This is a genomic window from Crocinitomicaceae bacterium (genome assembly GCA_016708105.1).
In the GTDB taxonomy this organism is placed as follows: Bacteria; Bacteroidota; Bacteroidia; order Flavobacteriales_D; family Crocinitomicaceae; genus JADJGJ01.
Genome location: JADJGJ010000004.1, coordinates 88,533 through 105,001, shown reverse-complemented (window position 1 = coordinate 105,001; position 16,469 = coordinate 88,533). Strand labels below are relative to the sequence as shown.

The following is a 16,469-nucleotide window of genomic DNA, read 5'->3' as shown; positions in this document are numbered from 1 at the left end:
AGAAAAAAAGCAACAGTAGAAAAAAATAATCACCCCTTCAAAGCAGTAATCATCCAAACACCTTCAGGGCTAATTTCTAAAATAAAATCATATTGTTCGGTAGTGACTATTTCATTGTCATTTTCATCCACTTCACCCTCGCCATTGATTTCTTTTCTGGTTACAGTGAATCCTGTTGAAGTAAAATTTGGTAGTACAGAAGTGCCACCCCAATAAGGCGCATCTCCTCCACCAGAATCTTCACCAATGATGGTTGAACTTGTGATATGACCGTTTCGCCATATAGAGGCATAAAGCACACGTCCGGCAGAGTATGGACAAGCTTCATACGTTGCGTAATCAACCAACCACAAAAGCAGTTCCGTTGAATCATTGACAAGCAGTTTTTGCACAACATAAGCGTCTGATATTACCATTTGCCCAAGGCCAACAGTTTCAATATATGCATCATATTCATCATGTTGTTTGAGTGAATCAAAGAAAACAAAATCATCAACACAGGTTGTGGCATGATAAGAAATATCACTTGTTACATAGCCATACGATAAATAGATAGCCTCATTTGCTGTGAGTAAGTTTGAATCTGATAATTCAACATCTGCAAGCCAGGTGCTGTCAGGGATAAACGGAAGCGCAGCACCTGAAGAATATTTTGCCATCAAGGCATCTGTATCAATGATGATATTGGAGTCAAGAATAACTGAATCAATCACCTCAATGGCGGTGGTGTCAACCGGTTTTGTTGTCTCAGAGCTTCCATTGCATGACAGAAGTAATTGAACAGCTGCGATGGAAAATAATAACGTGCGAAGTGATAATTTTTTCATGAGATAAATGACTTTTAACAGGTTGTGAATGTAACAAATGTTACACAATTCATTCATCGAAAGGTCTCTTTATTGAAAAAAAACATCACGCTAATTAACTAAACAACAAAAATATAAACAGTGATTAGTTTAGACTTTTATGATCTGTATCACTGATAAACATTGGTATTCAGAGTGATTGACGTCAGACGTTTCGGTTAAGTGGTTACATAACTTTGTCGAATACAATTTATTCCTCTTATGAATAAGCTACTTCTTTCTTTATTATTATTGACTGCATCTAAATTATTGTATGCGCAATGTGGTTCAAACGTTCCAACATACATTGTTGACTTAACAGGTTCGCCTGATAGTACGTGGGTCTTGCTTGAGCAGGACGCGCTTGACAGACAAGGACAGTGCTGCGGTGTTTCTTCAAGTAACAATTGTATCAGTTTTGAAATCATACCTGACCCAAATAGTGGAGGTATATATTTTGATTATGACGGCGCCGGAGCCTTTGGATCACTCAATTGGCAAATTGATTGCGGACCTGAGCATGATTTGAAAGACACCATTTGTTTGGCAAATACAAATCCATTCACTCTGACATTTTGCAAACCCGGAACAGATAACGGAAACTATACCTTGGTTTCTGTTTCCAAACCAACCTTTCCGGGAGATCAGGTTTTACCACTGAATTGTGTTGAGTCAATTGAAGTGCTTGGGGTAACAGCAACTTCTGTTTCGTGGTTATCCGTTGATCCAAATCCTGATGGTGCATACAATTCTTACCTCAGTTGTGATGATTGCATTCAACCTACTTTTACCCCTGATCCTGCCGGGCCAAATTATATAGAATATCAAGTTTGCGGATATCCAATTCTTGATTATTGTCCAAATATTGGCGCCTTGATGTATTGTGATACCATGTCATTTACAATTCTTGATTCAGTAAAAGTTTATGCAGACAACGAATCATTTTGTTCAGGCAGTGCGGCCATAGTTACACCTGTTGCAAGTGGGGGTGATGGTAACTACACTTTTTATTATTACAATAGTTCGATGAGTTTATTAGGATCAGGACCAAATTTCACATTTAATACAGCGGGAGTTTACACCGTTGAAGTTCGCGACGGAAATTATGAACCCGGAAATTGCGCCGGATTTTTTCACACATTTACCGTGAGTGAAGTATATCCACCAGTGTCTGATGCCGGCGTTGATCAAGTGCTGTGTGCTACTTATCCAAATGCTAATCTCACAGGGTTAATTGCAAATTCATCTACGGGAATTTGGACAGGCGGAACAGGAACTTATCTTAGTTCAAATACAGATTTAACACTAACGTATATACCCACAAGTTCAGAAATTAATTTTGGATCAGTAACACTTACGCTAACATCTACCGGTGCTGGAACAGGATGCACAGAAGATAGTGATGAGGTAACTTTGTTTTTTGTTGATACTATTGAAACCAATCTTGCAGACATTGCACTCAATTGCAGTAATTCAGAAATTGCAGTAATGCCGGCAATCACTGGCGGTTTAGCTCCGTTTGAATTTCAGTGGACAAATGGTGATGTTACACAAGGTACAACAGTGGGAACAGGTACCCATTGCTTGACAATTACAGACGCAAATGGATGTCAGGCATCAGATTGTATCACTGTTACAGCTCCCTCGGCTCTTAATTTAACTGTAAACAGTACACCTGTCACTACTGATGGCGGTTCTGATGGAACCGCAACAGCAATTCCTTCAGGCGGAACAAGTCCATATTTTTACTCATGGAATACAGGCGGAACAACAGCAGGATTAACCGGCCTGCCGTATGGATTATATACTGTAACAGTTACTGATGATAACGGATGTCAATTGACAGGCAGCACTGTTGTGAACAAACCATTTTGCGCAGGTTTTTCAGTCAACACCCTTGCAACATCTGCATTGTGTTTTGATGATTCTAGCGGAACAGCAACAGTAGTCACTGTAAATGGTACTTCACCTTTCAACATTTTATGGAATGATTATGCATCACAAACTACAAGTACTGCAAACAATTTACCTGCCGGAACTTATACTGTAGTTGTAACAGATGATAATGGATGTTTGGCTACAGGAGTGGTTGCTGTGAATGAACCAACAGTATTGTCAAATACGTTTACACATACAGACGTTACAACCCAAGGTGGCTCAGACGGATCAGCACAAACCAACGTGTCCGGTGGTACCGGAACGTATGATTATAGCTGGTCAAATCTCGCAACAACGGATGATATTTCAGGCGTACCTTACGGGTGGTATCTTGTAGATATTACGGATGATAATGGTTGTGTATTGACAGATAGTTTATACATCAGTCAACCCCCTTGTAATTTATTTGACATCTATGTTGGAACAAGCAGTGTTCTTTGTAATGGAGATGCAAATGGAAGTGCGGTACTAACAATTTCCAATGGAGCCGCACCTTACAACATCACCTGGAGTACCGGTCAGACAGGAGTTACCAATATCAATGGATTAGCTGCAGATGTTTATACGGTTGAAGTAACCGATCAACAAAATTGTTACGCGTTTGCAACTTTTGGTGTTGCTGAACCTTCAGCTCTTACTGTAGGGTTGCTTACAACTCCTGCAACATGTTTTGGTGCTGATGACGGAACAATTAACCTCACAGTTTCTGGCGGAACATTTCCGTTTTATGATTTTCTCTGGAACAGCGGTGTCACAACCGAAGACAGAATCAATCTTTCACCAGGAACGTATTCAGTTACTGTAACCGATGAGAATGGTTGTACAGCCAATTCATCTACTCTCATGACAGAACCTGATTCAATTGAATTGGCGTATTCTGTAACACACGTTACCTGTTTTGAAGGCAATGATGGAGCCATTGATTTAACGGTACTTGGTGGCAGCCCTGTATTTACCTATAGTTGGTCAAATGGTGATGGTACGCAAGATCTTTCAGGACTTGATGTGGGTGGATATATTTTGCAATTAACAGATGGTAATTTTTGTTCATTACCTGAACCGCTTACTATTCTTGTAAATCAGCCGGAAAAAGTTGAAGCAGATACAATCATTATTCACTGCCCGGTTCCCGGCTCATCAGTAGCACAAGTGGATGTAACACCAACAGGAGGTACCGCTGATTATTCACTTTCGTTTGATAATGGAGCTACCATGTATGGCGTTGGTGATTACACGAATGATTTGCCTGTTGACGCGTCGTATATGTTGATTATTGAAGACGCCAACGGATGTCTATCAGATATGTACCCTTTCAGTATTGACACGAATGTAATTGCAGAGGACATTAATTTCAATCTATGTTATTATGTTACACAGTCAACAGAAATGGTAACTGTTGTTCCTGCAGGAGGCACTGCTGACTATTCGATTTCAACAGATAATGCAGTGAACTTTGGTTCAGTACTTGACTATGATTTTAATCTGAACATCAACAATAGTTATTTGATAGTTGTACAAGACAGCAAAGGATGCGTTTCTGAAACATATCCCATTTCTTTACCGGATATTTTAGACTTGTCAGTTTTTGTTTCGAGTGATTATAATGGATCAGACATCTCGTGTTTTGGATTATCAGATGGTTCAGTTGGATCAACTGTAAGCGGTGGTTCAAGTCCTTATATTTACAATTGGAGTAATAGTGCAACCAGCGGATCAATTGCAGGGTTATCAGCGGGAACTTATACGTTGACACTAACGGATAATAATGGATGTGTGATAACAGATAATGCTACGCTCGTTAATCCTCCTATGTTAGTTGCGCCGGTTTCTATTACTAGTGATTATAATGGTGAAGATATAAGTTGTCATGGCTTAGGTGATGGAGAAGCAACGGTATCCGCCAACGGAGGAACAGGTGCATTTACTTACACATGGTCAAATGGACAAACCACCGCCATAGCAACTGGTTTGTCTGCCGGGAATTACTCCGTAACTGTTTACGATGCTAACTTGTGTTCGGCCTCTAATAGTGTCTTTTTAAATGAGCCGGACACATTGGATATTACAGCAGCAATTACAGACGTTAGTTGCAACGGAGGAAATGATGGAGCTATTGACATCACGCCAACAGGTGGAGTATTACCGTATGTATTTATTTGGAGTAATTCGGCAGCTACTGAAGACATCAACACGCTTCCGGCAGGAACCTATCAAGTTGGGTTAACAGATGCAAATGGTTGCGTGTATGTTATGAATAATTTGATTGTAGATCCAACAGCAATTGATTTAGATATTGTGATGACGCCGGCGCTTTGTCATGGAGATTCAACTGGTGCAGCAGATTTGAGTGCAACAGGAGGCACACCGCCATATACCTATCTGTGGACAACATCTGAAACATCACAAGATATTACCAATCTCCCTGCCGGATTTTATTCGGTAGTTGTAACTGATGATAATGGTTGCTGGACTACTATTGACGGAACAGTAAGTGAACCGGATACTCTTTCACTGATGGAAATTATTACAGATGCTTTATGTTATGGTGATTCAAACGGCATGATTTTGATTAATGCATCAGGTGGTGTTCAACCATACATTTACTTGTGGTCAAATGCTGATGATGATTCTTTTGCTGAAAACCTTTTGGCAGGAAATTATGATGTAACAATTACAGATGCAAACGCATGTGATTTTTCAGCAAGCTATGCTGTTGGACAACCCGATTCTTTGCACGCGACACTTGATGCTCCGTTGAATTTTCACAATCATCATATCACATTCTACAATGGTAGTGACGGAAGTATTGATGTAGAAGTAACAGGTGGCACAACACCATACCTCTATGATTGGTCAAATGGATCAACAACTCAGGATATTTCTTCACTTGCAGCAGGATATTATGAGTTAATTATTACTGATGCAAACGGTTGTCAATATACCTTGGGTGATTCATTGACACAACCGTATGACCTGGAAATGCCAACCGCTATGTCACCAAACGGAGACAACAAAAATGATTATTTTGTTGTACACGGTCTTGAGGCATATCCCGACAATTATTTTGTTGTAACAAATCGTTGGGGAAATGTAGTTTATGAAAAAGAAAATTATACCAATGACTGGGGTGGACTCACCATGGATGGCAAAGAATTACCTGATGGAGTTTACTATGTAATACTCACAATTAATGACGGTGAAATTGAACTCACCGGGTATGTTGAATTAAGAAGAAAATAGGTATTGTCTCAACGACATTAAAAAATAGAAACCATGAAAAAGATCATTCTAACGCATTTACTTCTTGCCGGATTAGCAACAGGATTTGCACAACAAGAATACACGTACACATTTTTTGGGGACAATACCTCATTCTTTAACCCTGCGGCAACCGGCTCAACAGAGTATGCAAGTTTGACCGGCGCATTTAGAAAACAATGGGTAGGGTTTGACGGTTCACCAACAAGTGGTGGTGTAACGTATGAGTTACCACTCAAGAAATACAACATGGGGGTAGGTGGTATGGTGTATCAAGATCATGTTGGTGTAACGAATCAGACTAATATTGCTGCTTTATACAGTTATCAAGTGAAGTTGAATGAAAACAACAGGCTGGCATTTGGAGTGAACGCAGGTGTTGATTTGGTGAACACAAAATATGATCGGTTAACTTATTGGGATACCGATGATGAAGTTTTCACCGCAGGTTATGTGAATCTTGCCGTACCTCATATTGGTATAGGAGCGTATTATTATACAAAAAATGCATATGCCGGAATTTCGGTTCCACGCATCATGAGTGTCAATGCTGATCAATTTAACTCTGCTAATTTTCAAGATGCTCCTTCATTGATGACACACTATTATCTAACAGCAGGATTCAAAACTGAATTAAGTGATGATTTTTCATTGAAGACAGCCTTGTTGATGAAGTATGTGAAAAATGTTAAACCGCAGGCGGATATTTCACTCATGGCTTTATATAAAAACATGATTGGTTTGGGATTGTCATACAAGAGCCTTGGATTTGTTTCAACTTTTGTACAGTATAATTACAAAGAGGCAGTAGTGTTTGGTTATGCGTTTGATTTTTCAACAAATCCGCTGCAGGGCTATACCAAAGGATGTCATGAAATATTACTTCAATATCGTTTCGGACTTGACCCATTTGATTTGAAAGGAAAGGCGTCTATTGATTAATCAGGGATTATATGAAGATGTAATGCCGTAGAAACAACTATTGAGTCCTATTTTTTGAAGAGACTGATTAAAGAAATGATGCCAAGATTAATTGCTACCATCTAAAAACTTCCTCAATTTCTGACGATCTGATTTTGATGGTTTGGCGGTTTGAAAATCTCTGAATTCGCGCTGTGCTAATTGATAGGTTTTGTATTTTTCCAACTCACTCGGCGGCGTTGTATCTTTAATATAATTGGGCACAAGTGAAGCACCTACCCTGTTAGCAGTGAATGCGAGAACTTGATAAGAAAATTGCGCAGTGTTTTTTTTAATCTGAATTATGTCACCTACTTTGAGATCATGAGCAGGTTTGATGACTTGACTGTTGACTAAAACTTTATTCGTTTTACACGCATCTGTCGCTTGGCTGCGCGTTTTGAATAGTCGCACAGTCCATAAAAATTTATCAATGCGCATGTTGATTTCTTGAGTCAACAATTTTCTTCCATTCAAGTTTTACCCATAACATGGCTTGATCAATGTCTGAAAATGCTTTGTGCGGTACTGGAGGACGATTCACTGCAATGAAAAATTCAGCTAATATTTTGGTGCCTAAATTGGGTGTGACAATTGCCTTAACCATTGCGTGCAGGTTTGCTTCCGGAGTGGCTAATAATTTCCTTGCATCAGATGAAATGTTTCCAAATTTGGGACATATAAAAACGGAGCAATGATCTTGCCCGTTGATCATTTCCATTTTTGCTTTGATTACGGGTAAAAAATCATCCGCCTCAAGAAATGCTGACTCTTTCACATCTGTTCTAAAAACTCCATTAGTGAGCCAGTACTGCGTGAGTTTGGGCCAATCACGTTGATGAATTATCATGTCTGCAGGTGGTGGCGGATAGATCATGGTCAACTCAAATATAATTATTTTATTGAATTGAGAACTAATTAGTAAAAGAGGGGGATAATGATAACGGTGTCCATTTAATGTTCCGTTAAAAAATCACTTGATGAGAAAGAAGTGTGCAATGCGATTTCTGCTTTGGATTCCTTTTGTGTTAATCTTCTTGCAGCCCTTGTTTGATTTTTTTTGGCAATGATGCTACAACCAAATCATACGAATGATCAATCCACTGATATATTAGTTTGTCTGTTGCGTCATCATGAATCGTAACAGTATTCCAATGCTTTTTATTCATGTGATAACCGGGCTGAACGGCGGTAAATTTTTCTCGTAAATCAATGGCTTTTTCAGGATCACATTTCAAATTGATTGATGCAAATTCATTGGCATCGGTTAGCGCAAACATTTTACCGGCTACTTTAAACACCAGCGTATTTTCATCAAAAGGAAAATCTTCAGTAACTCCTTTTTTGGAAAGACAGTATTCAACAAAATCTTCAAGTGTCATATAGATTTCTTTTGCGGTTATATTGGCGAAGGTATACCACTTCGTCATAATGGGGACTATTTGCAAGTTTATTTTGACCAGATTGTTTAAGATGCGATGTGAAAACATTTGATCAATTAAGTTGGAAAAGGTGTTGAAAATGAGTTAATTTACAACGAAGAAATAATTGCCAAATGCCGATACGTAGTATAAGCAAGCAAAAAATCGTTTCAAGCATAAATAATAGATGTCAATCAGCAGAACAAAAGATGACTTATTTTAAATATGGCATACTGAGTATTATTTTTTTACTGAGTAGTCAAATAATATTTGCTCAGGATGGTGCAAAAAAACATCAACAAGATTCTTTATGGCTTGTGTGGTCTGATACAAGTCAACCTGATACGCTAAGGCTGAAGGCAATTGATGAAATGGTATGGACCTATTTACTCAAAACCAATCCTGATAGTGCTGTAAAATGTGCTACACTACAATATCAGTTGGCCCAAAATATTGGAAATAAGAATTACGCGGCAAGATCATTGTTGGCAATGGGTAGAGCCAAGAGTCAAATTGGACATTATACTGAGGCAATCAATCATTATAAAAATTGCCTATTACTTAGACGAGAAATTGGAGACACGCTATCTATTGCGCAAACACTAAATAATATTGGTAACGCTTATTCTGACAAAGGAGACACGGAAAGTGCCTATGCAAACTATCTTGAGGCTGTTCAATTAATAACTGCAATAGAAGACACTTTCACATTATCTATCCTCTACAACAACTTGGGAATATTTTTTCAGGATATCGGTGATTTAGCCATGGCAATTAACTACTATGAACAGGCGATCAAGTTAAAAAGACAGCTAAAAGATGAAAAGGGAGAGGCTGTTGCAATGCTGAATCTTGGGGTAGCATATTTTTATATTGGAGATTTTAATATGGCCATGAATTGCTATAAGGCTGCACTGAATGCTTTTGAATTAATAGGCAATAAAAACTATGTTGGCACCATCTGTAATAATATGGCTTTGATATATAAACAGCAGTATAAATATAACGAGGCGATGGAATACTTCATGCGCGGTTTGCAATTAAGAATTGAAACAAATGACATTAAAGGCGAAGCTAACTCATACTTGAATATTGGTAATTTGTTTTTTGCGCAAAAGAAATATACCGAAGCATTGGATAATTATGCCATGAGTTATAAAATGAAAATCGAAACCGAAGGCAATCAAAGTATCGCAATGGTCCTTAATGCCATGTCCGCAATGCACTTTGCAATGGGTAATTTAAGTGAATCCAAAACCTGTGCAAAACAAGCTTTTTTTCTCTCAAACGAATCTTCTTCCAAAATTGTAATGAAAGAATCAGCCAAGCTGCTTGTAAGTGTTTTTATAAAAGAAAATCAATTTGATTCAGCAATTGTTTACCTGAATGTTATAAATGAATTGGTAATTGAAAATATTAAAATAAATTACTTCAATATTTCAGAGAAGGAAAAGGAAGTATATGTCGTGAAGTTAAGTAATGACTTAAGCAGGTTGTACGAGTTTGTAACCTATAAATTTCATACTGATCATGAAATGGAAGAAAAAGCACTAAATAATTTGCTTTTGGTGAAAGGAATTGGCTTAAGATCTTCTATTTTACTTCGGTCTGTCATTCTTAGAAGTATGGATGATGAATTAATTGAGCTATATGAGGATTGGATGTACACAAGAAATAAAATTGCGGAAAAATATACCGTTGGTGAAGATATTACCGGCTTGGAAAAAGAGGCGGATGAATTGGAAAAGAAGTTAATAAAAATATCCGGTGCTTTTTCTGACTTCAACAAAATCCAATCTCTCGACTGGAAACAAGTCCGCAAAGGCTTAAATGAAGACGAAGCGGCCATAGAATTCGTGCATTTTAAAAGTGAAATTGATACGGCAAATCCAATTATTTACGCCGCCTTCATAGTGCGCCCAGAAATTGAACACCCGGATGTTGTAAAACTCTGCACTGAAGATGATCTTAAAAATATTTTAGGTGTAATTCAAGGCAACAATCTAAGTTTTGTTGAACGTGTTTACGGAAAAAAATCAGAAGCCAAAAAAGATTTGTATGAAAAAATATGGCAACCGCTTGAACCGTATTTGCAAAATGTAAAAACGGTGTATTATTCTCCAAGCGGATTATTGCACAAAGTGTCTTTTTCTGCTATTTGCAAAGATCAGGACGTATATCTTTCTGATGTCTATAACTTCCGTCAAATGGGCTCTACCGGAAATCTTGCTTTCGAAAATAGTACTGAATTCGGAGATCTTGAAAACTTTTTATTAATGGGAGGAGTGGAATACCAGAGTGAGGAAGAGAGCGAGAGCGAAAAAGTGAAAGAAGTATGGACTTATTTACCGGGTTCACTGGCAGAAACAAATACAATCAACACCTTTTTGAAGAAGAAAAAATTTGGTGTAAATTATTTCAGCGGATTAAATGCAAGTGAAGAAATTTTCAAGGAAAAAATATCGAGTTCAAGTATTGTTCATATAGCCACGCATGGTTTTTTCTTCCCTGACCCTGAGCAAATCAGAGCGGAGAATCAGCGTGAGAGCGGGAGCGAAAACAAGAACGAAGACCTGAAATTTAGAGGCACAACAAATTATGCGAACTGGAGTTTTGTCAACAATAAAAACCCGTTGATGCGAAGTGGAATAGTTTTAGCAAATGCGAATGATGTATGGCAACGCAATCCATTGGCTGAAGGTGAAGATGGCATTCTCACCGCACAAGAAGTTTCCAATTTAGATTTGAGAAACACAAAATTGGTTGTACTATCTGCATGTGAAACCGGCCTTGGTGACATCAAAGGAAGCGAGGGAGTATTTGGCTTACAACGTGCATTCAAAATGGCCGGTGTAAAATATTTGATCATGAGTTTGTGGCAAGTACCTGACAAAGAAACGTCAGAATTTATGATTCTGTTTTACAAAAATCTGATCAAACTAAAAGACATACCCACTGCATTTCAAAAGACACAAAAGTTGATGAGAGAAAAATACGACCCCTATTACTGGGGCGCCTTTGTTTTGATCGAATAGACTTGCGATTAGTTGTATTTTCCTTCTCCTTTGGAGAAGGTGTCCGAAGGACGGATGAGGATAAAAACGTGAATAGAGCAACATCTCTCTACATCGGGAGCCCTCCTTTGGAGAAGGTGTCCGCAGGACGGATGAGGTAAGGAGTATTCATGATAGCACAGGCACTCCAATGTCCGCTGGATTTCTATTCTATCCAAAGCGGAGTTACTTTTTTTATTTTAGGTATTTCAGTGAATGTGAAGTACATTATTTTTCTAGTAGTCTTTTTGATTATTTCTTGTGATGATAAATTTGATGATAGTATCAAGAGTCGTGTGGGATGAAAAAGTGCATTTATTATTGCCTTATTGCGAGGAAAATTTGTGCCGATTGTGAGTTTCTGATTTTATAACTACATTTATTTCTGAATAGTTCATCTTCTCTCTATGCTGAAGGTATTTACACAGCAATAATCAACCGTGCTAATATGAAAATATTTATTTCGATTCTTGCGTTTTTTTGTTTGGGTTTTTCTGGATTTGCGCAATCTTCTTGGTCAAAATCGAAGGCTGATTCGTTATGGACACTTTGGAAAAATGAAACCGTCGATGATACAGTGCGATTGGTTGCGATGAAGCAATTTATCATGGAAGGCTACTTGAATACCAAGCCAGATAGCGCCATTTATTTCGCCAATCAACATCGGCAATTAGCTGAAGAGAGAGGATCAAGAAAACATCTTGCTGCAAGTTATCAAATGATGGGGCTTGCTTATTATAACCTTTACCAGGACAGTTTGGCTATCGTTAATCTTGATGTTAGCAGGAAAATGCACATGGAGATGAACAATGATTTGGTTGTTTCTTCTATTACCATGTCAATTGGAAATTGTTATTTGAGACAGGGCGAAACAAGGCTTGCATTAGAGGAATATTTCAAATCACTTCAGATTTACAAAAGGTTAAATGACAAGTCAAAAATGGCTAGTGCAAGCATGAATATTGGATTGGCGTTTAATTTGCTTGGCCCACCTGATTCCGCCATAAAATATCTGAATCTTTCACTTTCTATTTATAAAGATTTGTCCAACTATAAAGGAATTGCAAAAACAAGCAACGTGTTGGGCAGCGCTTACAAAATTATGGGGAACTATGCGTTGGCACTTGAGTACTATCATGAGTCTTTAAACATTTGCATTGCTGCGTCCAATATTGAGGGAATGTCGTATAGTTACAATAATCTTGGAAATCTTTGTATGGCAATGGGCGATTATCCTCGTGCCTATCAATTTTTTATTAAATGCGCTGAAATTGATAAGCTGTTAAATGACCCAATGTCCATTGCTTCCACATACAATAATCTGGGGAGTTATTACGAAAATATTGAGCAATACGATTCCGCTCTCAATTGCTTTAATCAAGGATACCAGATTTATGAGTCTATAGAATACAAAATAGGGATGGCAGGCACGCTATGGAATATTGGCATTGTCTATTTCGACAATAAAGATTACAGCAGTGCCGAAAAATATCTATTACATGCATTAAGATTTAGTAGAGAAATTGATTTTAACGAGGGAATGATGGGCACTTTAAATATGCTTGGCAACACTTTCTATATGCAAGACATGCTTGACACTGCAATTAATTATTTTAAAGAAGGTTTATTAATGGCAAATGAATCAAACCGTATATATGCAAAACAATTAAACCTTGAATGCCTGTATAATTGCTATGTTCGCCTTGAAAACAGAGACATGGAGCATTACTATGTCAGCAAACTCAGAAAGCTCGTGATGGATCAATTAGAATTAAATTTTTTCGCACTCTCAGAACATGAACAGCAGCGTTATTTTTATTCTATGGAGAAAAGTCTATATAAGTATATTGATTTTTCACTATCATATTACCATGATGTACCTGAGTTGGCTGATACCGCATTTAACATGTGTCTCCAGAGTAAAAGTATTTCACTTGAATCCAGCATTGCACTGCGTAGTGCGATTTTGGCTAGTGAGGATTCTATATTAGCGGAAAAATATAACAACTGGATTTTGCTAAAAGGAGAATTGGAGGGCTGCTACAATAAAGGAGACGAATGTGATAGTCTTGAAATCGAAGCGAATACGCTGGAAAGGGATCTTATTAGGCAATCAGATGCTTTTTCTGATTTTGATAAAATTCGAAAACTTGATTGGAAAAAAGTTCAATCTAGTCTAGAAAATGGTCAGGCAGCTATTGAATTTGTCAACTTTTCAACTGAACATGATTCTGTACAGAAAGAAATTTACATCGCGCTTGTTGTGCTGCCAAATAGTAAACATCCTGAAATTATTAAACTTTGTGACGGCCATGAATTAGAAAGTATTCTTGGCACTATTCAAGGCAACAATCTAAGTTTTGTTGAACGTGTTTACGGAAAAAAATCAGAAGCCAAAAAAGATTTGTATGAAAAAATCTGGCAACCGCTTGAACCGTATTTGCAAAATGTAAAAACGGTGTATTATTCTCCAAGCGGATTATTGCACAAAGTGTCTTTTTCTGCTATTTGCAAAGATCAGGACGTATATCTTTCTGATGTCTATAACTTCCGTCAAATGGGCTCTACCGGAAATCTTGCTTTCGAAAATAGTACTGAATTCGGAGATCTTGAAAACTTTTTATTAATGGGAGGAGTGGAATACCAGAGTGAGGAAGAGAGTGAGAGCGAAAAAGTGGAAGAAGTGTGGAGTTATTTACCGGGTTCACTGGCAGAAACAAATACAATCAACACCTTTTTGAAGAAGAAAAAATTTGGTGTAAATTATTTCAGCGGATTAAATGCAAGTGAAGAAATTTTCAAGGAAAAAATATCGAGTTCAAGTATTGTTCATATAGCCACGCATGGTTTTTTCTTCCCTGACCCTGAGCAAATCAGAGCGGAGAATCAGCGTGAGAGCGGGAGCGAAAACAAGAACGAAGACCTGAAATTTAGAGGCACAACAAATTACGCGAACTGGAGTTTTGTCAACAATAAAAACCCGTTGATGCGAAGTGGAATAGTTTTAGCAAATGCGAATGATGTATGGCAACGCAATCCATTGGCTGAAGGTGAAGATGGCATTCTCACCGCACAAGAAGTTTCCAATTTAGATTTGAGAAACACAAAATTGGTTGTACTATCTGCATGTGAAACCGGCCTTGGTGACATCAAAGGAAGCGAGGGAGTATTTGGCTTACAACGTGCATTCAAAATGGCCGGTGTAAAATATTTGATCATGAGTTTGTGGCAAGTACCTGACAAAGAAACGTCAGAATTTATGATTCTGTTTTACAAAAATCTGATCAAACTAAAAGACATACCCACTGCATTTCAAAAGACACAAAAGTTGATGAGAGAAAAATACGATCCCTATTACTGGGGCGCCTTTGTTTTGATCGAATAGACTTACGATTAGTTAAATTTCCCTTCTCCTTTGGAGAAGGTGTCCGCAGGACGGATGAGGATAAAAACGTGAATAAAGCAACATCTCTCTACATCGTGAGCCCTCCTTTGGAGAAGGTGTCCGCAGGACGGATGAGGATAAAAACGTGAATAGAGCAACATCTCTCTACATCGTGAGCCCTCCTTTGGAGAAGGTGTCCGCAGGAAGGCTGAGGTAAGGAGCATTCAAGTTGATCAAGCATCACCCAAAAACCGCCCTAACGGCGTCTTCAATTTTACCGGCTTGTATGATTTCTATTTTGTACTCTTTTTTATTGATGCCCTTGGCAAATTTTGAAATGATGATGGATGAGAAGCCCATTTTTTCTGCTTCTGAAATGCGCTGTTCAAGCCGGTTGACGGGGCGCACTTCTCCTGACAAACTGATTTCAGCGGAGAAGGCAATTTTTGGTGGCACGGCAATATTTGCGTTAGATGACATCACGGCCATGATCACAGCAAGATCAGTTGCCGGATCATTCACTTTGATGCCGCCGGCTATATTTAAAAAAACATCTTTAGCGCCCAGTTTAAATCCGCATCTTTTTTCTAAAACGGCAAGCAACATATTGAGTCGTCTCAAATCAAAACCGGTTGATGAGCGCTGTGGAGTTCCGTATGCAGCCGTGCTAACCAGTGCCTGAACTTCAATTAAAATGGGTCTAATTCCTTCCAAAGTGGAGGCAATGGAAATTCCGCTCAGGTTTTCTTCGTTGTTTGAAATGAGTATCTCTGATGGATTTTCAACTTCTCTCAAGCCTGAACTATTCATTTCATAAATACCCAATTCATTGGTTGAACCAAATCTGTTTTTTACTGATCGCACTAAACGATACACATGATTGTGATCTCCTTCAAAAAGTAAAACGGCATCAACCATGTGCTCTAAAACTTTTGGGCCTGCCAATGACCCCTCTTTGGTAATGTGACCAATTAAAAACACAGGTGTGCCGGTTTGTTTGGCGAATCGTAAAAACTCTGCTGTACATTCTTTAATTTGAGAAATACTGCCGGGTGATGAATCAATGAGTGATGATTGCATGGTTTGAATTGAATCAATGATAAGCAGGTCGGGTTTCAATTCATTTATCTGCGTAAAAACGGCTTCAACAGATGTTTCAGTCAAGACAAAGCACTGATCATTCAGTTTGCCAATTCTATCAGCACGCATGCTTATTTGTTGTTCACTTTCTTCACCTGAAACGTAGAGTATTTTTTTTCCTTTTTCTGAAATGGCTAATTGTAACAACAAGGTAGATTTTCCAATACCGGGTTCGCCACCAAAAAGTATGATGCTGCCCGGCACTAAGCCGCCACCCAACACGCGGTTAAGTTCATTGTCGCTTAAGATAAATCGCTCTTCTGTTTTCTTTTCAATTTCAGTGATGCGTTGTGGTTTTGCAGCACGCTTGTCTTTTTGCGCTGAGAATAATTTTGTAGATGAGGCAGGATTTGCAATCACCTCCTCTACAAAGGTGTTCCACTCACCGCATGATGAACATTTGCCAACCCATTTGGCAGATTCAGCGCCACAGTTTGAACAGAAAAATGCTGTTTTTACTTTTGCCATA

General features: G+C 38.3%; 9 protein-coding genes. 4 read left to right on the top strand and 5 right to left on the bottom strand.

All coding sequences use genetic code 11. From position 1 onward, the window contains the following. Nucleotides 1-29: 29 nt before the first annotated feature. On the bottom strand, nucleotides 30-827 hold the full coding sequence (locus IPH66_16350) for a hypothetical protein (protein ID MBK7130914.1): 798 nt from the start codon (nucleotides 825-827) through the stop codon (nucleotides 30-32). A gap of 240 nt (nucleotides 828-1,067) precedes the next feature. On the opposite strand from IPH66_16350, the gene IPH66_16345 reads away from it, so the two are divergent. Then, the gene (locus IPH66_16345) at nucleotides 1,068-6,023 is read left to right on the top strand and encodes a gliding motility-associated C-terminal domain-containing protein (protein ID MBK7130913.1); all 4,956 of its coding nucleotides are present in this window, start codon (nucleotides 1,068-1,070) and stop codon (nucleotides 6,021-6,023) included. 33 nt (nucleotides 6,024-6,056) lie between these two features. After that, nucleotides 6,057-6,983 carry a type IX secretion system membrane protein PorP/SprF gene (locus tag IPH66_16340; protein ID MBK7130912.1) on the top strand — a complete coding sequence of 309 codons (927 nt, stop codon included), beginning with the start codon at nucleotides 6,057-6,059 and terminating at the stop codon, nucleotides 6,981-6,983. Between the two features lie 87 nt (nucleotides 6,984-7,070). On the opposite strand, the gene IPH66_16335 is transcribed toward IPH66_16340, so the two are convergent. From IPH66_16335 to IPH66_16325, 3 genes are all read right to left on the bottom strand, one after another. Next, complete coding sequence (locus IPH66_16335) at nucleotides 7,071-7,442, bottom strand: RNA-binding S4 domain-containing protein (protein MBK7130911.1); 372 nt, start codon at nucleotides 7,440-7,442, stop codon at nucleotides 7,071-7,073. Further along, nucleotides 7,432-7,878, bottom strand: coding sequence for a hypothetical protein (locus IPH66_16330; protein MBK7130910.1), 447 nt, complete (start codon nucleotides 7,876-7,878; stop codon nucleotides 7,432-7,434). Before IPH66_16330 ends, IPH66_16335 begins: the two co-directional genes overlap by 11 nt. Nucleotides 7,879-8,029: 151 nt before the next feature. After that, a complete protein-coding gene (locus IPH66_16325; protein ID MBK7130909.1) occupies nucleotides 8,030-8,383 on the bottom strand; it encodes an MmcQ/YjbR family DNA-binding protein in 354 nt (117 codons plus the stop codon). Between the two features lie 248 nt (nucleotides 8,384-8,631). On the opposite strand from IPH66_16325, the gene IPH66_16320 reads away from it, so the two are divergent. Continuing rightward, nucleotides 8,632-11,457, top strand: coding sequence for a CHAT domain-containing protein (locus tag IPH66_16320; protein ID MBK7130908.1), 2,826 nt, complete (start codon nucleotides 8,632-8,634; stop codon nucleotides 11,455-11,457). Between the two features lie 466 nt (nucleotides 11,458-11,923). Further along, on the top strand, nucleotides 11,924-14,860 hold the full coding sequence (locus IPH66_16315; protein ID MBK7130907.1) for a CHAT domain-containing protein: 2,937 nt from the start codon (nucleotides 11,924-11,926) through the stop codon (nucleotides 14,858-14,860). A gap of 240 nt (nucleotides 14,861-15,100) precedes the next feature. On the opposite strand, the gene radA is transcribed toward IPH66_16315, so the two are convergent. After that, the gene (gene radA, locus IPH66_16310) at nucleotides 15,101-16,468 is read right to left on the bottom strand and encodes a DNA repair protein RadA (GenBank protein MBK7130906.1); all 1,368 of its coding nucleotides are present in this window, start codon (nucleotides 16,466-16,468) and stop codon (nucleotides 15,101-15,103) included. Between the last annotated feature and the right edge of the window lies 1 nt (nucleotide 16,469).